Source organism: Luteibacter sp. UNCMF331Sha3.1 (genome assembly GCF_900109915.1).
In the GTDB taxonomy this organism is placed as follows: domain Bacteria; phylum Pseudomonadota; class Gammaproteobacteria; order Xanthomonadales; family Rhodanobacteraceae; genus Luteibacter.
Genome location: NZ_FOBU01000001.1, coordinates 579,681 through 602,860 on the forward strand (window position 1 = coordinate 579,681; position 23,180 = coordinate 602,860).

A 23,180-nucleotide genomic window follows, 5' to 3' on the forward strand; every position below is an offset into this window, starting at 1 on the left:
TCAACCGCCGCCGTCGCCACCACCGCCGTCGCCGCCAGAACCACCGCCGATGTCCATCGCCGTCAGCGGTTGCAGGCCGAGCGTGAGCACCTTCACCGGTCCGTGCTGCTGCGCTTCGGCTTCCCGTTGGGCGCGGATCATTTCGTCGATCCGCCGCTGTTCGGCCAGCGCCGCCTGGCGCTGCGCCGCGAGTTCGATGCGCTCGCGCTCCAGGATGTCGGCGGCCTCGTCCAGCAGCTGTTGTACCTCGGGTCGCTGCGCCAGTTTGTCGAACGCCCTGTCGATGGCTTGCGTGTTGTTCGACTGAAGGGCCAGCCACATGTCGGCCATGTCCTTGTCTTCCTCGGGCATGCCGGGGAGATACGGGTTGTACGAAAACGGGTCGGCTGGATCGATGTTGGCGTAGGGGTCGGGCGCGCCGGGACTGGCGATGGGATCCACCGCATGCGGAAACGGGTCGTCGTACGCGACCGTACGCCCGTTGGCGTGGCTGTCGTCCCGCTGAAACAGGATGTGGTCGACGTCCCGGGCCTCGTCCCAGCGTGGCGTGTCGAGGTTCCTGAGCCAGATAGCGTCGATCGCCGACGGATCGGGTATCGGTTGGGGACGCTCTACTTCACGCATCGACCGTTCGTGCTCCGATTCCATCACCACGGGGGATTCCGGCACGCGTTCCCATGATCGATCCGCGAGTGGCCGGCTCCCGGGATCGCCGCCCTCCCCCTCGATACGCGACGCATGGCGCAACGCTTCCTGGCGGTGGCTTGCCGGCGCGTGGGTTTCTGCCAGCGCACGTCGCGCCGCTTCGGTCTTGGGCGACACGCGTTGGTCGTCGGACCGACTCCCAAGGATCGGCGTGTCGACGAATCGCCGCTCGCTATCGAGCGCCTCGTGGTGCTGCCTGTATCGATTTTCGTCGGCGTGATAGCGATACGCCCGTTCGTCCCACGTCCGGTCATCCGCAGCGCGATCGTCCGCTCGCCGCCTCTCATCGCGCGCATCCTGCTCACGTTGCAATGTCTCCGCTTGCTCTTCGCGCTGGCGACGCATGGCGTCGCGATACAAGCGATGCTGTTCCGCCGCGCCGAAGATCGGCGAATCCGCAGGCCGGCCCGGCGCGTCACGGGTGTCATGAGGTACCGCCGCTCGCCCGTCGGACCCGGACGTAGCGGCGCGCTCGTCGCTTCCGCGGCCAAAGCCCGGCCAGGCTAACCCGATGGTGCGAGGCGCGACGCCGAGCGGTACGGTGACATGCTCAGCCGGGGCATCGTGCTTCTGCACGAGCGCGCCGATCGCCGTCGTGTTGTCCGAATCCTCCGAGCCGGATGCCGTGGACTGATCATCTTCGCCACGACGATCCAGAGCAGGCAGGCCCGCAGCTCCAGACTCAGCCGCGTCGGCGGCAATCGGAATGTTCTTGAAACGGTTCGGCCCATCCGCCGTGTGATCGAACCGATGCAGCGCCGACGGCTGTGTACTGCTGTCCAAATAGGGAAGTGACTCCGCCGGCCGAAGATTAAGGCCCGCCCTCTCCATCATCTCTTCATCGAGGCCGGCCTGCCGCATATTGATCCGGATCTCTGGCCGGTCGCCTCCACGATGAAATTTCGACTCTTCATGAGCAATGGTCGCAACTGCCCACCCGGCGTAATAGTTTCGGTAATCTGACACTCCACCGGGGCCGAGATGCATGGGCTGCCGGGTATCCCCTGGCTCAGGGTAGACCGGCCGGTCGAAGTAGTTGTATCCCATGGCTTCTATGTTGGCCGGAGTGACATCTATCGAGAGGTCAGTGTTTGCGTCCAAGTTGTCCCGGAACGTGAACTTGTTCGGTTGAGGTAGCTCCACGAAATCGATCGCTCGGCCTCTCGCCACGCTAAAAACATTTGCAAGCGTTGCGGCACTACCATCGGACTGGACTCGGCTAATCAACGCGTTCCAACCAGCAATTTCAGCGATAGCTTCGTCGTTACGTGCGGAACGAATGCGCTGCTCGATCAATTGCGTATAGTCGTGGATCGGGCCGGGCGTCCTCGCGAGCTCACGCACTTCACGAATGAAGGCAGACCTCTCGTCCGCAACCTGCTTTGCATTGAAACCGTGCTGGATTTCGTGACCTATTACAAATGTAAGATCGTGCGCGTTGTACTTTATCCTGCTTCCCGGCGGAGACGTCGTCATCAACGACTCGGGCACGAAGTTCATCGTGCGCGCCGATGTGTCGAAGCTACCGCCCAAACCACCTGACTTTACAAAGTCGAATGACTCGATGACACGGTGATCTGAAGCCCTTGCATCATGTGTCATGGTGGCGCGCCCCATCTCCGCGACAAGAACAGGAGATTGGTTGATCGTGTTCTGGAGGTTGTCGAGCATATCCTGAGTGACGAACCACCCCTCACCCCGACCGTCAGCGACCTGCTTCGCCGAAAGCTCCACCATCATCGCTTGAACACGCAGGACAGCGTTCAAATCATAGTCGCTGATATCGGCGAAGACGGCCGGCGGAAGCGTGACGATGCCGCTAGCGCGGTCGTAATGCCCCATCGATCTACTCGGTGCACCATCAGCACCCAAAGAAAAGCCGCGCAATCGACCACCTTCCACTGCGCCGGTCAGCGTCCTCGCGACACCACTATCGGCTTCGAGCAAGGCTCTGAGTCGATCAACATTCTTCGCCGAAACGCCTTCGCATTGCGCGAAGTACCCTATGGCCGACTCAAGTCGCAAGGTCCGTTTTGACATGCATTTCTCCTGTTAACCGTCAGCGGTGGCTATGCCCCGGAGACAATGATCGCCGTTCGGTGCAGCGACCAGATCCTGCGCTATGACAATCAGGTCTATATCGCCGCGGACAAAATTGATCCAGGCGGCGCCACCAATCTCGGTTGGCGTAACGCTCTCTTCATAGCCCGCTGCCGCCAGGTCCCGGCGCAGATTCTTGAGGGTCAGCAGGCAGACCGGCGTTGGGTCGGCGCGTCGATCCTGATTGTAGAATCTGAACGAGAATCCTCGTTTGATGCTCTTGTTACCAAGCGTTATCGCGAGCGCATAGCTCCATCCGCCGGCGAGTGGTCGACTGATATAGAGCCAACCATCCATCTGATCAGTCATGGAGACGCCAAAGTAGCGCCCAACGAATTCAGGGCTCAGTTCATCGCGATCTTTCAGGGTCGATAGAAACGACATTAATTGCTTAACAGCGCGAACCGCTTCCTCGTGCCGTGATCGGGTAGCCGCTTGCCAAGCGCTGCCATCCGGCCTTGACGCGTTCGCAACACGCACTGAATGTTCACCCAGAGAGAACTGAGTTTTGGTGGTTGTCAACGAACGAAGCATCTGTTCGAAGAAAGTAAATTCGGCCTCCGCGTTCTCTGAAAAAGCGGTCGAGCGATCGCGGATTGCCCCTGCGGCCGGCGCGACCGTGAAGGCACTGTAGAATGCAAACACCAACGCAACCTTTGCGCGACACGAGAGGTCTCTCGACATCTCTCACTCCTTCCGTGGTCGGGATGACGGACGTTCTTCCTGGGACAGCAAGTTTGACCTATCACGGCAGCGTAGTGGCCGCCGGCGACGATTTTTCAGAAAACTTCCATGTCGTGGACAGGTGATCTCAGCTGAAGAGCTCGGCGAGCTCGATCGCTATGCGCGTACCCGTCGACACCGCGCACCGGACGCTCACTTGCTTCAGTTCTGCGAGAGCTTCCAGCGATCGCTCGATACGGTGGCGGTCGACCGCGTCGGGTTCGTTTACTCGCAACAGGGTCACCTGGTAGCGCCCAGCGATATCGTTCGACGTCCGTCTGATGGTTGATGCGATGGCGATCGATCCACGCCGCCAGCCTGTCCCCGGCGACAGCGCCTGCGATACCGCCAACGGCGCCGCCAAGCAACGCACCCGGCCCGGTCTCGGCAGTGAGCGCCGCGCCCGCGGACGCACCCAGCGCCGCACCGCCCCACCCACCGACGCTACGCGCCACCGAGCCGACGATATGCGACTGCGCACCCGTGTCGTTGCCCTGCTCGCTCAAGCGCATCGCCTGACGTACCGACGCGACGCCGTCGTAAGCGGTAGCGGCCGCGCCCAGCACCTTGGTCGCGACCTGCGCCACACGGAACGTCGCGGCCGGAGCACGGCGCACGCCGGCCACCGGCCCGGCGACGGGCGTCGACAGCAGGCCAGCGAGAGACGCTTCCCGCACATAGGCGGCTTGTACCTGCGGAAGCACACCTTCCACGCCCAGGGCCGCATACGTAGTGCGAAGCAACTCCACTCGCACGCCGCCGAGGCTCCGAACGTGGGGATTCTGCCATGCGGTGGGAATCTCCACCTGCGCGAAGACCCGCTGCGGGTTCGCGTTGACGGCGATGACTTTTACATCGCCGCGGAGCGACGAGGCGAAGTCACGCGAGGCTTCGCACCAGAGGCAGTTCTGAATGCTGGTGGGACTTTGCAACGGAGCGTTCGCGTTGCCGAAAAGGAAGTCGTCGCGAAGCCTCAGTGCATCCTCTGGAAGCTCGCCATTAGACCTGAAAATGCGATCCGCAGCGTCTTGTATTGCTGCCCAAACTTTTTCATCCGCCAGAAATCGGCCACGTGGCGTGCTGTCGATGATCGACGTGCGATTGGTCACAGCATCCTCGACGGCAATGTCGCCGGCGGATACCGAACCCACACGTCCGCTATAAAGCGCAGAGGAGTTTCCGAAGGCGAAGGCGGGATACTCGCGCGCAACGTTGCGAATCTCATCCAAGGTTGTTGCGACTTTTATGCGCTCGATAGCGCGCTCGAATACCTTCACGCACCACCCTCATCATCCCTGAGTAGCGCCCAGCCGTGCCTGAAGACGACTTCGTCTGCAAAGTGCGAGTCGGCATACTCGGTTAGGATCGAAGGCCTGTCCTCAAGCGCGAGCCATCGGGGTACGGCCTGACGGATCAGCCGCTGCACCTCCGCGATATCTTTGGAGCTAAATGCCGCGCAATACTGGGGATCTGGCGTGGTGCCAAACCAATCATGCTTCGGCCAGCCGAACGACACGACTTCAAGTTTGTAGTTGTGCCGATCAGGCAGAAATGCCTTCCGTATTTGGCCGTAATATTTCCGTCCATAGATTTCCGCAGCGAATGTCTCTATCGGCGATTCGTCCCGCCCACGCTTCCCCCCGGCGTAGCGAATCCTTCCTTGCGGGAAGTCGATCCATTCGAACGTTTCTTCGTAGCTAGCCACGAGTATGTCCCTTGTTGGCTGGTTCGATCCGGCACCGACGTTCCGGCTGCTGGAAGCTCACTTGGATCGCAGAGTCTGCCCCATCAAGACGACACAATGGACGACGATGGCGATTTTTCAGAAAAATTCTATGTCTCGACCGAGCGAGCTCGAACGGATCCGCCGGCGTTTTCCACCGTCATGCGCGCATGAGCCTGCGCTGCGCACTGCACACCCATCTGCGTCAGTGCCGCGACGGCCTCGAGCGATAGCGCCATGCGGCGGCAGTCGACGGTGTCGGATTCGTGTACGAGTTCCGCGAGCATTTCCGTCAGGCCGCGTGCGAACTGCAGCCACTCGGTGGCGTCGTTGAGCAGGTCGTGCGCGGTGGCGTCGGGGTTGACGTGATAGGTAGCGCGGCGAACGAGCCATCGGTCGTTGTGGGTCGGCATCTCGTTTCCTTGAGGTTTTCCGTATGCATTGGTCCGGGTGCGGCACACGCGCGATGACGCGTGCCGCGGATCATCGGACTCGCGGGTTCATCGGCGGTCCGTGGCCGGACGCCGGGTCGGTGTGTAGACGTGGCTTTGCGTTGCCCCCTATCGCGGGGATCGCCAGCAGGCTGGCTCCCACCGCGAAGGGCAACGTCGTGAGCGCAATGCTTCAGTCCGCTCTGCGGGTGGCGCAGCGGGCCCGTTGACCGATGGGTGTGTCGCCGGGGGGATTCGGCGGGCGTGCGGGTGCCGTATGATCGTGGGTAGCCACTAATCGACTCCAAGCTAGTTGGTTGTGGTCAGCGAGGCAGGGGTGTTGGTAGCACCTCTGTCTCGCGCTTCTCACCGCTCTGGCGATGGTTGTCCGCGATGCATGGGTATGCGTTGGCGCGGACAACGTGGCGAACGTAGCAAAACAACTCGCGGTTGTCTGTAGGCGCTCGCAAGTTCAACGCTGAGTACCGATGGTGTGATGCAGCGCGGCGCCGCATTCCTAAAGTCGCCGACGCTCCGTGCCGGGATGCTGCCTACACTTTTGAGAAAAATCGCCTCGACATAGCTTTGAGGGTGACGATAATCGCGCCTTAGTGATCGGATTTGTTCACACCGACGGCGGAGCACGCAATGGACATGATCGACGACAAGCACAGGAATATGCACGCGCACCCTCGCGAGCTGTCCGGTGCATCTGTCGCGTTCGGCGCAGGGGTCGGCCATGACATAGGCCAGAACATGCTCGTGGAAATATTCCGAGCGATCCCACGCATGCAGGCGCAGCTCGAGCACGTTGAAGCGTCGGTCGCTTCGACACGCAGGCATGTCGAGGCCGTGCCACGCATGCAGGCGCAGCTAGAGCACATCGAAGCGTCGGTCGAATCGACACGCAGGCATGTCGAGATTCTTGGGCGGAAGGTCGAGAATCTCACCAGCTGGAAGCATCGCATTCTTGGCGGTGTTGCCGTGCTGGCCTTTCTGTGGGCGGGGCTGAAGTTGCTTTCCGACTACGTGCACATCCGTGTCGGCCGAGATGCGGCCGGTTCCTCGGTCATCGCGCCGGTCGAATGACCGGCGTGACGCTGTGCGTCGCGGCGAGGATGCCGGCTGCCGCCAGTTCGCCGGCGAGCCAGCTCCCACAGAACTTCGGCCGGGTTGGCAGATCGCGCTCTGTCGTCAATGCTTCTTTGCCTTCTGCTCAGCGATCCACGCCAGCTCGCCTTTCGACTTCGGTTCATCCGGGATGATCTTCAGGCATTCGCCGTACGCCTTTGCCGCATCGTCGAAGCGACCGAGTTCGGCAAGGTCGTAGCCCTGCCCTCGATAGGCCTTGCAGAGGTATTCGTTTTTCAGCGAGTCCGGCCAGTCGTCCATGAGCGGGACCATACCGGGCACCTGTTCGTAGATGGCGAGCGAATCGGCGAACCGGTGTTGTGCCTGCAGCGCGTAGGCGAGCTCGTTCTGGTACTGCGCATCGCTCGGTGACAGGACGACCGCCTTGCGCAGCTCCCCTTCTGCTTCGGGATAGCGCGCCATCTCGGCGTATGCGTATCCGCGCGCCCAATAAGCCATGCCCCATGCCGGCCCGAGCGCGATGGCGGAGCGTTTCTCGGCGTTCGCCGCCCTGGCGAGGTAGAGCATCGACTGCATCGGGCCGCGTGCGGAATAGATGCGTTTGTCGCTGTGCGCGTATTTCGTCGTATAGCGATCGACGACGTCGGTGAGGGGGCCGTCGATGGCGGCCTGGATCTGACCGGACTGCACCATCCGCACGCCCTTCAGCACTTCCATCAGGTCCGGGTCGGCCTTAGCGTCGTCCGCCCGTGCAGGGCCCATCGCGCAACCCGTGGCAACGAGCGCGATGCAGGCAAGAAAGAAGTGGATCGCCCTGAGCGATGTCCGCATGACAACCGTTCCATGATCGACGTGGGATAACGTTAGCACGGTGTCGTGCACGCCGGCACGGGGACGCGGGCCCCGGCGAACGCCGGGGCGAAAGTCCTGAAACCGACAGCACAAAAAGCGCCGCCTGTAGGAGCAGGCGGCGATCTGGGGATAGCGGCCCCGTCCCTGGGGCTTGAGTTCTTGTATTAAGCGAAACGCGTTATCAGAAGTCGTACGTGGCCGTGAGGCGCGCGTAGCGAGGCGTCTGGTAGAACTGACCGAGGTCGTAGTTGTTGTTGACCGTGACCGGGCCGGCCTCGTAGGTCGAGAACGAGTTCAGCGGCTTACGCTCGTTGGTCACGTTGAACACGCTGAGACCGAAGGCGAGCTTGCCGTCGAAGTAGTTCGGACGGTACGTAACGGCGAGATCGAGCTGGCGGTACCACGGATTACGCTTGTCGCCCGGGTGCGACGGCATGCCGTTGCAGTTGTGGTACGACGAGCCGTAACCCAGCGGATCCGGATCCGCCTCGGCGTCTTCGAAACCAAGGCACGACTTCGGCGCGCCGGAGGCAAGACGGAGGTTGCCCGAGACCAGCCATTCCGGCGTCAGCTGATACGCGCCGTATGCCTTGATCTGGTGCGTACGGTCGTTGGACAGCAGGCCGTTCGCGTAGCGCATCAGTTCGGCCGAATCCCAGTCCTGCGTCTTCGAGATGTCGGTCTGGCCGATGTCGGACTTGGTCTGGCCTTCCGTGTTGCCGTAGCTGCGCGAGAAGGTGTAGTCGACGCGACCCTGCCACTTGCCGTTGAACGGATGGTCGAGGTACAGGTCGAGCGCGTAGTAGTTGCGCTTGGCCTTCTGCGTGAAGCCCCAGTCCTGCTGGTTCATCTTCACTTCGGTACGACCGTTGCCGTCGACGTTGGCGAGGCTGAACGTGTTGGTGCTGCCCGGGTTGAAGATCACGCAACCGGGGATGATCACCGAGTCGGGATCGCCGCCGTTGGCCGCGATCTTCTCGCCGAGCAGGCCCGTGTCGCACACGTCGTCGATGGCGCTGCGCAGCTTGCGCACCGTCACCTTCGCACCGGTCACCCAGCCGTCGCCCAGCGTCTTGTCGAAGCCGACGATGCCTTCGTCCTGGTACTGCGACTTCAGGTCGCGCGCGCTGACCGCGATCGGGTCGACGGGCTGGCCGTACTCGCCATCGGGGGACACCGCGCCCGGGCTGATTTCGGTGAGGCCCGTCGGGCGGCCCAGCGAATCGATACCGGTGTAGGTGTAGAACACGTCCGTATACGTCGAGGGCGACGCACCGCGCACGGCCACGTTGTTCGGCAGCGCGAGGTAGTAGCGCCCGAGGTTGGCGTAGATCTTGAGCGACGAGTCGCCGAACACGTCCCAGCTCGCACCGAGGCGCGGAGCCCACTGCGGGCCGCTGTTGACGTACGGACGGTTCTTGTCGTTGAAGTTCTTGAAGCTGTCGTTACGCACGCCGACGCTGAGCAGGAAGCGATCGGTCATCTGCCAGCGGTCTTCGAGGTACTGAGCCTTCTGGTCGAGCGACATGCTGGTGACGGTGGAGAAGATGCGCTGCGTGACGTAGTAGCCGTCGCCGCCCGGTGCACCCACGCCCTGCGACGGACGGATCGGCACGTTCTCGTTACCGGCCGAAGCCTTGCGATAACGCAGGTAGTAACCCGGACCGCTGGTGTCCTGGCCCTCGTTGTCGGCCGAGTAATGCATGTTGTCGATACCACCGGCCAGGTGGTGATCGCCGAGCTGCCACTCGAGGTCGAGGCGCAGACCGTGCGTGACGCTGCCGGCGTTCGGTGCCTGCGTGGTCGACGACGTGTTGAGGTTCGTGATCGGCGTGCCACCCGTGTAGGCCGGGTTCTGCAGGAACGGGCTGTCGATGTACGGCTGCTGGTCGAGACCCGGGGTCGGGTTGTGCAGGTAATCGGTCGTCCAGCCCTTGCCGTACGTGGCGGTGAAGGTCAGGTCGTCCGTGATGTAGCTGGTGTACTTCGCGATGGCGTACTTCGACGTGAGCTTCGACGTATCGGCGTTCGAGCCCAGCGGGCCACCGACGGTACGCGTGGCGTAGTCGTAATTGTAGTACGTGCCGCGCTGCTCGTCGGTCGAGTGAATGCCGGTCAGTTCGAGGATGTTGGAATCGTTGATGTTCCAGTCGATCTTCGCGTAGATCTTCGGCAGGTTGTACGTGTAATGGTTGTTCGCGACCGGGTTGGCCTCGACGGACGCCGTGCTGGTGCCTTCCGTCTTCTCGGCTTCCGCCGCGACGAAGAAGAACAGCTTGTCCTTGATCAGCGGGCCGCCGACGTACGCGCTATAGGTCGTGGTCCACTTGGTGTTGTCCTGGCGGTTGCGGTAGATCGAACCCGGCAGGGTGTCGTCCGCATAGCCGTAGCCCGGGGGCAGCGCCTTGTTGCCGTAGTAGATGCTGCCGGCGGTGGACGACAGGAACTTCGGCTCCCAGAGGACCTGTGCACCGAAGTGCCAGTCGTTGGTACCGCGCTTGCCGACCTGGCTGATCACGCCGCCGTCCGAGCGGCCGTACATGGCGCTGTAGCCGCCCGTATAGACTTCCTGCTGGTCGATGGCGCCGTACGGCAGGCCAACGCCACCCAGGTTGCGATACGGGTCGGACGTGTTGTAACCGTTGACGTAGTACGCGTTCTCGGACGCACCCGAACCACCGAACGACACCGTGCGGTAGCGGCCGTTGCCGAGGTTGCTGGAGCCCGGCACGGCGCCCGGGGCGAGCAGCGCGATCGCTTCGGCGTTGCGGCCGAGCGGGAGACGGGCAAGCGTCTGCGCGGTGACGATCGTGCGCGAGTCCACGGCCGACGTGTCGATGGGCGGCAGCGTGTTGGCGGTGACCGTCACCTGGTCCAGCGACTGCGCGCTGGCCGCCGTGGTGGCGGCCGCGGCGAACGAGACGTCGGTGGAGCCACCGACCTTCAGCTGCACGCCATTGCGGCTGTCGACGACGGCTCCGTCGCGCATCAGGCTGACGTTGTACGAACCGACGGGCAGGTTGCCGATGCGATAGCGGCCCTGTGCGTCGACGGGTACGGTACGGGTCAGGCCGGTGCTGCTGACGACCTGGACGCTTTCGCCGGCCGCGGCGGGCACCTGGCCGAAGATGTCGCCCGTGGTGGACTGCGCGAATACGGGTGCCGTGGCGCCGAAACCGACGGCCAGAGCGAGTGCCAGCATGGACGGCCGAAGGCCTCCGCGGTGGCGGACGGAATGAAGCTGCATGGATGTCTCCCCAGAATGACCCAGCACTAGGGCCAATGAATGGCCGTGGACGCTTTCGCCTCCACCGCGTGATCCGGGGACTTCTGCTGCGTGGCACCCACTCCCCCGAGCGGATGTGCCCCTCCCCGTACGACGACGGTGACGCTAAGCGGTCACGTGCCGCGAGACCTCATCAAATGACGGGGTATCACTCGCGGCCCATGGAAGTTAGGGCGACGACATATGTCATGTCAACGAAATTTTGAGGTTTTACTCAAAAAAGTTTCCTTGACACTTAATCGTAAGAAATGGTGGACGAATGAACGACCTAGGGCCAGCGATCCCCATGACTCCGGGCTGCTCCCTAGATGGTGACGTCCCTACCCCGATTCGCCTCGCACTCGCGAAGGGTCGTCGCCAGAACCCCGGCTTCGTCCGGCTCCCGGCGGGAACCGACCTCGCGAAGCAGCAACACCCGCACCTCCATGGCCTTGCGCAGGTTGTCGCGCGCTTCCTGCCCGCACGGAGTGCGCGGCTTCCACGACGCCAGGGCTTCGCCACGCCTGACGAGCGCGTCGAGCGCGGCCGGGCGATCCGCCGCCACGGTGTGCACCACGGCATCCACCTGGGCCTGCCATTCGCTGAGCACGCCGCGCAGGTCCGCCGTATCCGCCGCGAACTTCTGCGCGTCGGCCTCTCGGGCGCTGTGCGAGGCGGTGAAGGCGAGCATCGCCGTGGTCGCCGAGGCGAGAAACGCCACCACGACGACCGCAATCGCGGCCTTGCGCCCGTTGGTACCGCCGCCGGAGGAATCGTCGTGCCGTGTGGTCATGGCGGCCTCGGAATGGGAAAGAGCCCATTTTGCCCCATGAGCCGGCGGCCCGACGAACCCGTGCGACATCGTGGACACCGTGGAGCGCGGCTCCACGGTGTCCTGCCATCGACTACATCGACGGCGGCGCCGCCTTCTTGTCGGTGCCGCGAACGTAGACGCAGCCTGGCGGCATTCCATACGGTGCCATCGGCGAACCCGACCTCGTCGATGCTTGTACTTCGCGTATCGGACAGATCGTTGGGGCAGCAAAGGATATCGGTGGGCTATCGGCGAACCGGTTCGAACACAGGCATGCCCCCTGTAACGGTCGCGGCGATGACGCGGCAAATGCGTCCCACGGAAACAACAGCGGACGGCCGGGCTATAGTGAGTGTCCATTTCAATCGAGGAAAACCACCGCATGCGCCTGCTGACCCGGATCGCGTTCTTCGGCATCCTCGCCGCCGCCATTCCCGCTTCTGCCGACGACCTCAAGGTCATGTCTTTCAATGTCCGCACGATGACGGGCAACGATGGCCTGAACGGCTGGGACCATCGGCGCGACTTGTTCGCCGATACCATTCGCCAGCTGCACCCGGACGTCATCGGCACGCAGGAGCTCTACAAGCAGCAGGGCGACGACACGGTGCAGCGACTCCCGGAATACGTCTGGTTCGGGCGCGATCGCTTCGGCAAGCACACCGACGAGCACATGGGCATCTTCTACAGGAAGGACAGCCTCAAGCTGATCGAGTCGGGCGACTTCTGGCTTTCCGACACGCCGGACAAGGTGGCGAGCATCACCTGGGGCAATGTCTTTCCGCGCATGGTCAACTGGGCGCTGTTCGAGCGCCTCTCGGATCACAAGCGCTTCTATCTGCTCGATACGCACTATCCGTACCGCGATCAGGACGAAGACGCACGCTCGCGCAGCGCACGCGAAATGGCCGCCTGGGTGGCGAAGCTGCCGAAGGGCGTGCCGGTGATCATCACGGGCGATTTCAACACCGGCCCCGAGAGCGAGGCGCACAAGGCGCTTACCGCCACCTTCAAGGATGCCTGGGACACGGCGCCCAAGCGCGAAGGCCCGGCCGAGACGTTCCACAACTTCACCGGGAAGGCGGACAAGCGGATCGACTGGATCCTCTACCGCGGCGTGACCGCGGAGGCGGTGCAGACGGTGACAACGTCGAAGGATGGTCGTTACCCGTCGGATCACTTCCCCGTCATGGCCGACTTCGACCTCTGAGCCGCGCGCACCGCCATGGCTCTGGGCAACCGGCCACGGAGGGGCGACACTCCGCTTACCGTTCGCCAACCACGACCCAGGGGCCCCTCATGCGCCGATTGCTTACCTATCTCCTCGTCGCCTTCGCGGCGCTTCCGGCGCTGTGCTGGGCGCAAACGGTCACGACGAGCCCGGCCAGGGGCGGGTACTTCGACAGCACCGGCCGCGACGACGTCCTCTCCGGCGGCCAGAAGACGATCGTGATCGACACGCCGAAGGGCAAGTTCAAGGTCTGGACGAAGCGGGTCGGCAACAACCCGACGATCAAGGTGCTCCTGCTGCATGGCGGTCCGGGCGCCACGCACGAGTACTTTGAGGCGTTCGACAGCTATTTCCCCGGCGCGGGCATCGAGTATTACTACTATGACCAGCTCGGCTCGGGGTTCAGCGATAAGCCCACCGATCCGTCGCTCTGGGAGATCCCGCGCTTCGTCGACGAGGTGGAGCAGGTACGCCAGGCGCTCCATCTGGACAAGGACAACTTCTTCGTCCTCGGCCATTCGTGGGGCGGCGTGCTCGCGATCGAGTATGCACTGAAGTACCCGCAGCACCTCAAGGGCGTGATCATCTCGAACATGGTCGACAGCATCCCCGAGTACAACGAGTACGCGACCAAGGTGCTGATGCCCGCCATGGATCCGGCCAAGCTGGCCGAGGTCAAGAAGATGGAGGCCGAGCACAAGACGTCCGATCCGAAGTACATGGAGCTGCTGATGCCCATGCACTACGAGAAGCACGTGCTGCGCATGCCGGCCGCCCAATGGCCGGAGCCGGTCGAGCGCTCGTTCGCGCACCTCAACGAGCAGGTGTACGTGATGATGCAGGGTCCGAGCGAACTCGGTGCCAGCGGCAAGCTGCTTCACTGGGACCGCAGCAAGGACCTGAAGAACATCACCGTGCCCACGCTGGTCATCGGGGCGAAATACGACACGATGGACCCCGCGTACATGGAAGCCATGGCGAAGAAGCTGCCGAACGGGCGCTTCCTGCTGTGCCCCAAGGGATCCCACATGGCGATGTACGACGACCAACAGACGTATTTCACGGGGCTGGTGACGTTCCTGAAGGACGTGGACGCGGGTAAGTCGATGAAGTGAGTGCCCTTGTGGGAGCGGCCTTGGCCGCGATGGGTGCTCGCCGCAAGCACCCATCGCGGCCAAGCCGCTCCCACGGTTCCCGCCTGAGTCGGCAGTCTTCGCTCCTGAGACGGGTTTCTGGCAACATCGTCCGGTTATCGACGCGCCGTGGCGCGCCCGCCGGATGCTCAAACCCATGAATCTGCAAGCCAATTACGAACAGATCCCGCTCAAGGACTACGCCGAGCGGGCCTATCTCGATTACTCCATGTACGTGGTGCTGGACCGTGCCCTGCCCTTCGTGGGCGACGGCCTGAAGCCGGTCCAGCGCCGCATCGTGTACGCCATGAGCGAGCTGGCGCTGGGCGCCACCGCCAAGCCGAAGAAGTCGGCGCGCACCATCGGCGACGTGATCGGCAAGTTCCATCCGCACGGCGACTCGGCCTGTTACGAAGCCATGGTGCTGATGGCGCAGCCGTTCTCGTATCGCTACCCGCTGGTCGACGGCCACGGCAACTTCGGCTCGCCGGACGATCCGAAGAGCTTCGCGGCCATGCGTTACACCGAATCTCGCCTCACGCCGATCGCCGAAGTGCTCCTGTCCGAGCTCGGCCACGGCACGGTCGACTGGATCCCCAACTTCGACGGCACCCTCGAGGAACCGTCCTGGCTGCCCGCCCGCGTGCCGCACGTGCTGCTCAACGGCTCGATGGGCATCGCCGTCGGCATGGCCACGGACATCCCGCCGCACAACCTGCGCGAAGTCGCGAGCGCGTGCATCCGCCTGCTCGACGACCCCGAAGCCACGGTGGCCGACCTTTGCGAGCACGTGCAGGGTCCCGACTACCCGACCACGGCCGAGATCATCACGCCGCGCCGCGAGCTCGTGGCGATGTACCAGAACGGCACCGGCTCGGTACGCGCGCGCGCCATCTACGAGCGCGACGACAGCAACATCGTGATCACGGCCCTGCCCCACCAGGTGTCGCCGTCGAAGATCCTCGAGCAGATCGCCGCGCAGATGCGCGCGAAGAAGCTGCCGATGATCGAAGACCTGCGCGACGAGTCGGATCACGAGAACCCGATCCGCCTGGTGCTGGTGCCGCGCTCCAACCGCGTCGACGTCGAGGAGATGATGCAGCACCTCTTCGCCACGACCGATCTGGAGAAGAGCTTCCGCGTCAACATGAACATGATCGGCCTCGACGGCCGGCCGCAGGTGAAGGACCTGAAGATGGTCCTCGGCGAATGGCTGCGCTTCCGCACCGACACGGTGACGCGCCGCCTGAACCACCGCCTGGGTCGCGTCGAGCGTCGCCTGCACATGCTCGAGGCGCTGCGCATCGCGTACCTCAACCTCGACGAAGTCATCCGCATCGTCCGCACCGAGGACGAACCGAAGCCGGTGCTCATCTCGCGCTTCCGCCTCGACGACGAGCAGGCCGACTACATCCTCGAGACGAAGCTGCGCCAGCTCGCGCGCCTCGAAGAGATGAAGATCAACGAAGAGACCGACAAGCTCGAGGAAGAGCGCGCGCGCATCAACGTGCTGTTGAAGTCGCCGGCCAAGCTGAAGGGGCTGATCAAGGAAGAACTGCGCGGCGACGCCGAGAAGTACGGCGACGCCCGCCGCTCGCCGCTGATCGAGCGCAGCGCCGCGCAGGCGCTGGACGATAGCGCGCTGGTCGCGTCGGAGCCGGTCACCGTGGTGCTCTCGCAGAAGGGCTGGGTACGCGCCGGCAAGGGTCACGACGTCGACGGCGAGGCACTGTCGTACCGCGAGGGCGACAGCCTGCTTGGCGTGGCGCGTGCGCGCACCACGCAGCAGGTCGCGTTCATCGATTCCACCGGCCGTGCGTACACCACGCCGGCGCACACGCTACCGTCCGCCCGAGGCAACGGCGAGCCGCTCACCGGCCGTTTCAGCCCGCCCTCCGGCGCGCGCTTCGACGCCGTGGTGGCGGCGGACAACGATACGCGCCTGATCCTCGCCACCGACTTCGGTTACGGCTTCGTCACGCGTTTCGAAGCGCTCACCGGCCGCCAGAAGGCCGGCAAGCAGATCATCAGCCTCAGCGATGGCGCGCGCGTGCTGGCACCGGCGCTCACCGCCGATCCGTCGCGCGATCGCGTGGTGGTGGTGACGGGCGAAGGCCATCTGTTGATGTTCTCGGTGGCGGAGCTGCCGGAACTCGACAAGGGCAAGGGCAACAAGCTCATCGAAATCCCGAAGGCGAAGCTCGTTTCGGGCGAGGAGCGCGTCGTCGGCGTCGCGGTGGTGGCCGAAGGCAAGGGCGAAGTCACGCTCTACGCCGGCCAGCGCAAGCTCACGCTGAAGTGGGCCGACCTGGTGGAATACGGCGGCAGTCGCGCCACCCGCGGTGGCGTGTTGCCGCGCGGCCTGCGTCGCGTGGAGCGGATCGAGACGACCGGCTGACGCCTCCTTTGGGTGGGAGCCAGCCTGCTGGCGATGGGTGCTTGCCGCTAGCACCCATCGCCAGCAGGCTGGCTCCCACCAGTTAGAGGCGGGTGTAGCTCCACGACACCATCCGGCCGTCCTTGTACGGCATCACACCATGGAACGGCCGCGGGTCGGTGTCGAACACCAGTGGCAGGAAATGGCGGTCGCCTTCCCACATCGGTAACGTGCCCAGCGCATCGACGGGTACCCATTCGAGCGCGCCCTCGGGGTTCGACGACAGCGGCTCGCCCTCGTAGCGCGTCACCACGAAGATGAAACCCAGCCAGTCCTCGCCGTGCTTGCCGAAGCCCGGCCAGTTCAGTGTGCCGCGCAGGCGCATCTCATGGCATTCGATGCCGGCCTCCTCCTGGATCTCGCGGCGCATGCAGGCGGCGATGTCTTCGCCCGGCTCCATCTTGCCGCCCAGGCCGTTGTACTTACCCAGATGGTGGTCGTCCTGGCGGGCATTGCGATGGATCATGAGGACGCGCTTGCCGTCCGGCGACAACACGTAACCGAGCGTGGCGACGATGGGCGTATAGGGCATGGCGATGACGACGATGGGTAAAAACGCCGGAGTTTACGCTCTCCGCGCGAAAGCCGCGTCGCAAGCCCCTTGCGTCGCCCGCCTGCCCCGGCGAACATCGACGGATGCTGCACCCCCGACTCCCCCGCTTTCTCCGTCGTACCGCTCCCCGCCTCATCGCCGCCGCGGCCCTCGCCTCGATGGCGGGCGCCTGCGCCGATGCCGCCGACGCCCTCGAGGGCAACGACATCGTGTTCGACAGCCAGTCGTATTTCAGCGTCACCGTCGACCTGCGCCGCGAAGACCTCGAGCTGCACTGGCGCAACCCGGACAACGGGCAGCCCTTCGGCACGATCGAATCGCTGAAGACATGGGCCACGGCGAAAGGACGCCCGCTGGTCTTCGCGACCAATGCCGGCATCTACGATCGCGAGTTCAGGCCGCTGGGGCTCTACGTCGAGGACGGCAAGACGGTCGTGCCGCTCAACCTCGCGCACGGCAACCCGCGCTCGGGCAACTTCTCCCTGCTGCCCAACGGTGTCTTCGCCATCTACGACGACGGCACCGCGGACGTCCGCACCAGCGACGCGTTCAGGGCGGCCGCGCGCAAACCCCGCTGGGCCACGCAGTCGGGACCGATGCTCGTCATCGACGGCGCGATCAACGAGCAGTTCGATAACGGGTCCGACAGCATGAAATGGCGCAGCGGCGTCTGTGCGCGGACGCCGCGCGAAGTCGTGTTCGTCGTGAGCCGCACGCCCGTGAACTTCCACAGTTTCGCGCGGCTGTTCCGCGACGAGATCGGCTGCAAGGACGCCCTGTTCCTCGACGGCACGATCTCGCAGTTCTACACGCCGGACGACGGGTACGTGGGCGCTCCGGCCTTCATGACCAAGCCGTACGCCGGCATGATCGCCGTCTACCCGAAGCGTCGCTGAAGCGTCAGTCCGCCAGCATGCGCGCGCAGATGGCCTCGTAGAGGTCGGGCAGGCGTTCCAGGTCGGCGATGGCGACGCACTCGTCCACCTTGTGGATCGTGGCGTTCACCGGGCCGAGCTCGATCACTTCGGCGCCCATCGGCGCGATGAAGCGCCCGTCGGACGTGCCGCCGCCCGTGCTCTGCTCCGGCTCGATACCGCACAGGTCGCGACAGACTCCGACCACGACCTCGCGCAGGCGGCCGCCCGGCGTGGCGAGGAACGGGTGCCCCGAGAGGTGCCAGTCGATCGTGAAATCCACACCGTGGGCAGCGAGGATGGCCTCGGTCCGCTCGCGCAACTGGTCGGCCGTGCTGGCGGTGGCGTAGCGGAAGTTGATCAGCGCCACGAGTTCGCCGGGGATGACGTTGTTCGCGCCGGTACCGGCGTTGAGGTTGGACACCTGGAACGACGTGGGCGGGAAGTCGGCGTTGCCGTCGTCCCAGCGCTCCGCCGCCAGCGCGGCGAGCGCGGGCGCGAAACGGTGGATGGGGTTCTTCGCTTTTTCCGGGTAGGCCACGTGGCCCTGCACGCCCCGGACCGTCAGCGTGCCGGAGAGCGAACCGCGACGGCCAACCCGGATGAGGTCACCGAGCCGCTCTTTCGCCGACGGTTCGCCCACCACGCAGGCGTCGATACGCTGTCCCGTCGCGATGAAACGTTCGACGACCTCGCGCACGCCGTGCAGGGCCACGCCCTCCTCGTCGCTCGTGAGAAGCAGGCCGACCGTGCCAGGATGGGAAGGATTCGCGGCGACGAACCGCTCGAGCGCCACGACCATCGCGGCGACCGAGCCTTTCATGTCCGCGGCGCCGCGGCCATAAAGCATGCCTTCGTGCTCCGTCGGCTCGAAGGGCGGAAAGCGCCAGCGCTCCTCGGGGCCGGTCGGCACGACGTCGGTGTGGCCGAGGAAGGCGAGCACAGGGCCATCGCTCCCGTGCGTCGCCCAGAGATTGTCGACATCGCCGAAGCGCAGGTGTTCGATGCGGAAGCCGAGCGCTTCGAGGCGCGCGGCGATCAACGGCAGGCAGCCCGCGTCGTCCGGCGTCACCGAACGACGGGCGATGAGGTCTTTGGTCAGGGCGAGGACGGGGGTCATCTCGAGGGCTCTTCCATGCGGGCGATGGGGCGAAAACCGATCGCACCGACGTGGGCACCGGCGTACGCCGGTGCGACGGCTTGCGGAATCGTGCAGGCGCGCGCCGGTGCGACGCCTGGCAGGACGGCGGGAGCAGCGCGGTCGGCCGCGCGAGCCGGCGCGCCAGCGAGGCCCGTCATACCGGCGTACGCCGGTATCCACGGCGAGGCGTCCGGGCTTCGCGACTCATTTTCCGAACCGCTTCTTGAACGCGTTATCGGAGAAGCCGACCGACACGTCGTCGCCTTCGACCACCACGGGTCGCTTGATCAGCGCCGGGTATTCCTTCAGCAACAACGTCCACTCGGGATCGCTGCGCGGATCCTTGCGCTGCGGCAACAGCGTGCGCCACGTGGTGGACGCCTTGTTGACCAGCTTCTCCCAGCCGCCGACCTTCGCGGCCCACGCCTTGAGCGTTTCGGCCGGCACCGGGTTCGCACGGTAGTCGACGAAGTCGTACGGCACGTCGAAGCGTGCGAGCCAGTTGCGCGCCTTCTTGCATGTGTCGCAGTTCGGCAGACCGTAGAGCGTGATCGCCATGGTCAGTCGCCGCTGCGCAGGAGTTCGTTGATGCCCGTCTTGGAGCGCGTCTTCTCGTCCACCTGCTTCACGATCACCGCGGCGTAGAGGCTGTGGCTGCCGTCCTTCGACGGGAGGCTGCCCGACACCACGACGCTGCCCGCCGGCACGCGGCCATACGTGACCTCACCCGTGGCGCGGTTGTAGATACGCGTGGACTGGCCGAGGAACACGCCCATGCCGATGACGGAGCCCTTCTCGACGACCACGCCCTCCACCACTTCCGAGCGCGCGCCGATGAAGCAATTGTCTTCGATGATCGTCGGGTTGGCCTGCAGCGGTTCGAGCACGCCGCCGATGCCGACACCGCCGGACAGGTGCACGTTCGCGCCGATCTGGGCGCACGAACCCACGGTGGCCCAGGTGTCGACCATCGTGCCGGCACCGACGTAAGCGCCGATGTTGGTGTAGCTCGGCATCAGCACCGCGTCCTTCGCGATGTGGGCACCACGGCGCACGAGCGCGCCCGGCACCACGCGGGCGCCGAGGTTCGCGTATTCGGTGGCGTCGCCGTCGGTGAAGCGCAGCGGCACCTTGTCGAACGCGCTGGACGGGCCGCCGTCCATGACGCGGTTGCCGTTCATGCGGAAATACAGCAGCACGGCTTTCTTCAGCCACGCGTTGACCGTCCAGCCACCCTTGCCGTCCGGTTCGGCGACCCGGCGCTCGCCGGATTCGAGCAGGTTGAGCACCTGGTCGACAGCTTCGCGCAGGGTGCCCTCGATTTCGTTCTGGGTCAGGTCGGCGCGGCGTTCGAAGGCGTCGTCGATCAGCGATTCAAGGGTTTGCATCTGCATGTACGGGGGTCCTGGGGCTTTCGGAACCGATGTGGCGCAGCAGGCACGCCCGCAGGATCTCCCGGCGTTCCGGAGACAGCGGCGCGTTGTTGCGATCGGTGAGTTGGAAGAAATCTTCGACGCGTTCGCCGAACGTGGCAATACGCGCATCATGCACGCGCACTTCCGCTTCGGCCAGCGCCTGCGCGGCGGCGGCGAGCAACCCGGGGCGATCCGTGCACACGAGCGCCAGCTGCGTGCGCTCGCCGGCATCGACGAACTCGATGCGCGGCGCCATCTGGAAATGACGAAGGTGCCGCGAAATGCCGCGCTTCGCGGGTGCATGGCCGGACGACTGCTCGAGCGCATGCATCATGCGCGCGCGGAGTTCTTCCGCGCGCTGCAGCGACGCCGGGGCCTGCGAATCCGATTCAAGAAGGAGGAACGTGTCGAGCGCCTTGCCCGTGCTCGACACGAGCACGCGCGCTTCCACCACGGAAAAACGCAGCCGGTCTAGCACCGCCGTCACCGTCGCGAACAGGCCGTCGCGGTCCGGGGCGTAGATGAAGAGCTCGGTGCTGCCGCGCACGGAGAACGGGTGCACTTCCACCAGCGGCATCGCGCCGTGGGCGCGCACGATCGCCGCGGTCTGCCACGCGATCTGCTCGGGGCGATGGCGCAGGAAGCTGGTGTCGGGAAAGTCGGCCCAGACCGCCGCGACGTCGTCGGCGGAAAGCCTGTCGGCAGCCAGCATGCCGACGGCGCGCTCGCGGCATTCGCGCACGCGCGCCTCAGCGTGGCCTGCCGCCTTCAGGTCGCTGCGCAGGGCGTAGCGTGTGGACGTGTAGAGGTCCGCCAGCAGGCGATCCTTCCACGCGTTCCACAGCTTCGGACTGGTGCCGATGATGTCGGCGATCGTCAGCAGGTAGAGATGATCGAGGTGTTCCCAGTCGCCGACCGTCGCGCCGAAGCGGTGCACCACGTCGGGATCGGTGATGTCCTGACGCTGCGCCGTCGTGCTCATCAGCAGGTGCTGACGCACCAGCCACGCGACGAGCGCGATCTGGTCCTCCGGCAGACCAAGGCGCGTGCAGAACGCGCGCGCGTCTTCCTCGCCCAGCACGGAATGGTCGCCACCGCGGCCCTTGGCGATGTCGTGGAACAGCGCCGCGAGCAGCAGCAACTCCGGCTTCTCGAGGTGCGGCCAGATCTCGCAGGCGATGGGAAATTCGCGGCGCGCGCCTGGGTCGGCGAAGCGTGCCACGTTACGCAGGACGCGCAGCGTGTGCTCGTCGACCGTGTAGACGTGGAAGAGGTCGTACTGCATGCGCCCGACCACCTTGCCGAACGCCGGCAGGATCGCCGCGAGCAGGCCGTGCCGGTTCATGCGCCACAGCGCTTCCACCGCGGGCGCGCCGCGACGCAGCAGGGCGAGGAACGCGCCGAGCACCTGCGGGTCGTCGGCGAGCGACTCTCCATGCTGCGACACCGCGTGCTGGATGCGCCGCATCGTTTCCGCGGTGAAGCCCGCGATGCCCGGCTCGTCGAGGCGGGCGATGAAGATTTCCACCAGCGCGGAGGGGCGACGCACGAAGAGATGCGGGTTGCGCAGGGCGATGCGCGCGCCATAGCGCACGTAGTCGCTGCCGACCGCCTGTGGCTCCGTGGCGGGATCCAGCATTTCCTCGAAACGTTCGACGAGCTGCGTGCCGGAGCGCTCGATCTGCGTCGCGGCGCGGTAGTAGCCCTGCATGAACTGCTCGACGCCCAGATTCTTCGCGTGCTCGTCCTCGAAGCCGAGGCGCGTGGCGAGGGCGCGCTGATAGTCGAACAGCAGGCGTTCCTCGGCGCGGCCCGCTTCGAGGTGCAGCGCGTAACGGTACCGTCGCAGCGTTTCCTCGGCGCGTGTCAGGCGCGCCGCTTCCACGGGTTCGAGCAGGCCTTCGGCGACCATCGCGTCGAAGTCGGGCGCGGCGGCGAGGCGGCGGCCCAGCCAGCGCAGCGCGTCGAGCGTGCGCAGACCGCCCGGCCCGTCCTTGAGGTTCGGCTCGAGGTTCTGCGCCGTGTCGTCGTAGCGCGCATGGCGCGCGTCGCGTTCGGCCAGGCGCGCCGCGAGGTAGGCCCGCGGCGGCCAGAGCTCGGGGTCGTCGAGGATGCCGCGGAGTTCGTCCGCGAGGATCGGCCAGCCGGCGAGGCGCCGGGCGTCCAGCAGGCTGGTGAAGACGCTGACGTCGCGCGCCGCGAGCTCGCGGCACTGCGCGACGGTGCGAACCGCGTGGCCCGGCTTGAGGCCGATGTCCCACAGGCAGGCGAAGAAATGCTCGAGCGCGCGGCTCAGGGCGGGCGAGCTTTCGCCGACCAGCGCGAGCAGGTCGACGTCGGAGCGTGGAAACAGCATGCCGCGCCCGAAGCCACCGACGGCGAACAGGGCGCCGGCGGCGATGTCGCCCAGGCACGCGCCCCACACGTGCACGACGATGCGATCGACGATTTCCGCGCGGCGGCGCGCCAGCGCGGTAGCGTCGTCGCCTTCCTGGAAGGCGACGGTCAGCGAGCGGTCGATGTCACCCAGCAGCTGCCGGAGCGAACGCCGGGCCTCGGGCGACACACCCGAACGCGGCACCACGGCGGGCAGGCGAGGAAGCGGTGGCAGCGTCACGTCAAAAGCCCCTCGTCGGTATTCGTGAATGACT

At 65.2% G+C, this 23,180-nt stretch carries 18 protein-coding genes; 5 read left to right on the top strand and 13 right to left on the bottom strand.

What is annotated here, in order from left to right; translation table 11 throughout:
* The 5 genes from BMX32_RS02525 to BMX32_RS02545 form a co-directional block, all read right to left on the bottom strand.
* The gene (locus BMX32_RS02525; RefSeq protein ID WP_139206657.1) at positions 1-2,745 is read right to left on the bottom strand and encodes a hypothetical protein; all 2,745 of its coding nucleotides are present in this window, start codon (positions 2,743-2,745) and stop codon (positions 1-3) included.
* 12 nt (positions 2,746-2,757) lie between these two features.
* Positions 2,758-3,450, bottom strand: a complete 693-nt coding sequence (locus tag BMX32_RS02530) for a hypothetical protein (RefSeq protein ID WP_139206658.1) — start codon at positions 3,448-3,450, stop codon at positions 2,758-2,760.
* 134 nt (positions 3,451-3,584) lie between these two features.
* Complete coding sequence (locus tag BMX32_RS02535; protein ID WP_089974216.1) at positions 3,585-4,805, bottom strand: hypothetical protein; 1,221 nt, start codon at positions 4,803-4,805, stop codon at positions 3,585-3,587.
* Positions 4,802-5,233, bottom strand: coding sequence for a hypothetical protein (locus tag BMX32_RS02540; RefSeq protein ID WP_089974217.1), 432 nt, complete (start codon positions 5,231-5,233; stop codon positions 4,802-4,804). Before BMX32_RS02540 ends, BMX32_RS02535 begins: the two co-directional genes overlap by 4 nt.
* A 128-nt stretch (positions 5,234-5,361) precedes the next feature.
* The gene (locus tag BMX32_RS02545; RefSeq protein ID WP_089974218.1) at positions 5,362-5,664 is read right to left on the bottom strand and encodes a hypothetical protein; all 303 of its coding nucleotides are present in this window, start codon (positions 5,662-5,664) and stop codon (positions 5,362-5,364) included.
* Positions 5,665-6,330: 666 nt separating this feature from the next.
* Here BMX32_RS02545 and BMX32_RS02550 point away from each other — a divergent pair.
* Entirely contained in the window at positions 6,331-6,771 is a 441-nt protein-coding gene (locus BMX32_RS02550) for a hypothetical protein (RefSeq protein WP_089974219.1), read from the top strand.
* A gap of 105 nt (positions 6,772-6,876) precedes the next feature.
* On the opposite strand, the gene BMX32_RS02555 is transcribed toward BMX32_RS02550, so the two are convergent.
* The 3 genes from BMX32_RS02555 to BMX32_RS02565 all read right to left on the bottom strand — a co-directional run bounded on the left by BMX32_RS02555 (position 6,877) and on the right by BMX32_RS02565 (position 11,684).
* Complete coding sequence (locus BMX32_RS02555; protein ID WP_139206659.1) at positions 6,877-7,656, bottom strand: hypothetical protein; 780 nt, start codon at positions 7,654-7,656, stop codon at positions 6,877-6,879.
* Between the two features lie 151 nt (positions 7,657-7,807).
* A complete protein-coding gene (locus BMX32_RS02560; RefSeq protein WP_089974221.1) occupies positions 7,808-10,828 on the bottom strand; it encodes a TonB-dependent receptor in 3,021 nt (1,006 codons plus the stop codon).
* A 388-nt stretch (positions 10,829-11,216) separates the two neighbouring features.
* Positions 11,217-11,684 carry a hypothetical protein gene (locus BMX32_RS02565; protein ID WP_089974222.1) on the bottom strand — a complete coding sequence of 156 codons (468 nt, stop codon included), beginning with the start codon at positions 11,682-11,684 and terminating at the stop codon, positions 11,217-11,219.
* 403 nt (positions 11,685-12,087) lie between these two features.
* On the opposite strand from BMX32_RS02565, the gene BMX32_RS02570 reads away from it, so the two are divergent.
* The 3 genes from BMX32_RS02570 (at position 12,088) to parC (ending at position 16,467) form a co-directional block, all read left to right on the top strand.
* On the top strand, positions 12,088-12,915 hold the full coding sequence (locus BMX32_RS02570; protein WP_089974223.1) for an endonuclease/exonuclease/phosphatase family protein: 828 nt from the start codon (positions 12,088-12,090) through the stop codon (positions 12,913-12,915).
* Positions 12,916-13,004: 89 nt separating this feature from the next.
* Complete coding sequence (locus BMX32_RS02575) at positions 13,005-14,051, top strand: proline iminopeptidase-family hydrolase (protein ID WP_089974224.1); 1,047 nt, start codon at positions 13,005-13,007, stop codon at positions 14,049-14,051.
* Positions 14,052-14,226: 175 nt separating this feature from the next.
* A complete protein-coding gene (gene parC, locus BMX32_RS02580) occupies positions 14,227-16,467 on the top strand; it encodes a DNA topoisomerase IV subunit A (protein ID WP_089974225.1) in 2,241 nt (746 codons plus the stop codon).
* Positions 16,468-16,549: 82 nt separating this feature from the next.
* Here the strand turns inward: parC and BMX32_RS02585 are convergent, their stop codons facing one another.
* Positions 16,550-17,038: an NUDIX hydrolase gene (locus tag BMX32_RS02585; RefSeq protein WP_089974226.1), complete on the bottom strand. Its 489-nt coding sequence runs from the start codon at positions 17,036-17,038 to the stop codon at positions 16,550-16,552.
* A 104-nt stretch (positions 17,039-17,142) separates the two neighbouring features.
* Between BMX32_RS02585 and BMX32_RS02590 the strand changes: the two genes are divergently transcribed.
* Positions 17,143-17,955, top strand: coding sequence for a phosphodiester glycosidase family protein (locus tag BMX32_RS02590; RefSeq protein WP_049808769.1), 813 nt, complete (start codon positions 17,143-17,145; stop codon positions 17,953-17,955).
* A gap of 4 nt (positions 17,956-17,959) precedes the next feature.
* On the opposite strand, the gene dapE is transcribed toward BMX32_RS02590, so the two are convergent.
* From dapE to glnD, 4 genes are all read right to left on the bottom strand, one after another.
* Complete coding sequence (gene dapE, locus BMX32_RS02595) at positions 17,960-19,093, bottom strand: succinyl-diaminopimelate desuccinylase (protein WP_029214042.1); 1,134 nt, start codon at positions 19,091-19,093, stop codon at positions 17,960-17,962.
* Between the two features lie 225 nt (positions 19,094-19,318).
* Positions 19,319-19,672, bottom strand: coding sequence for an arsenate reductase (locus BMX32_RS02600; protein ID WP_029214040.1), 354 nt, complete (start codon positions 19,670-19,672; stop codon positions 19,319-19,321).
* A gap of 2 nt (positions 19,673-19,674) precedes the next feature.
* Complete coding sequence (dapD, locus tag BMX32_RS02605) at positions 19,675-20,502, bottom strand: 2,3,4,5-tetrahydropyridine-2,6-dicarboxylate N-succinyltransferase (protein ID WP_089976847.1); 828 nt, start codon at positions 20,500-20,502, stop codon at positions 19,675-19,677.
* Entirely contained in the window at positions 20,489-23,146 is a 2,658-nt protein-coding gene (gene glnD / locus BMX32_RS02610; protein WP_244511384.1) for a [protein-PII] uridylyltransferase, read from the bottom strand. Before glnD ends, dapD begins: the two co-directional genes overlap by 14 nt.
* Between the last annotated feature and the right edge of the window lie 34 nt (positions 23,147-23,180).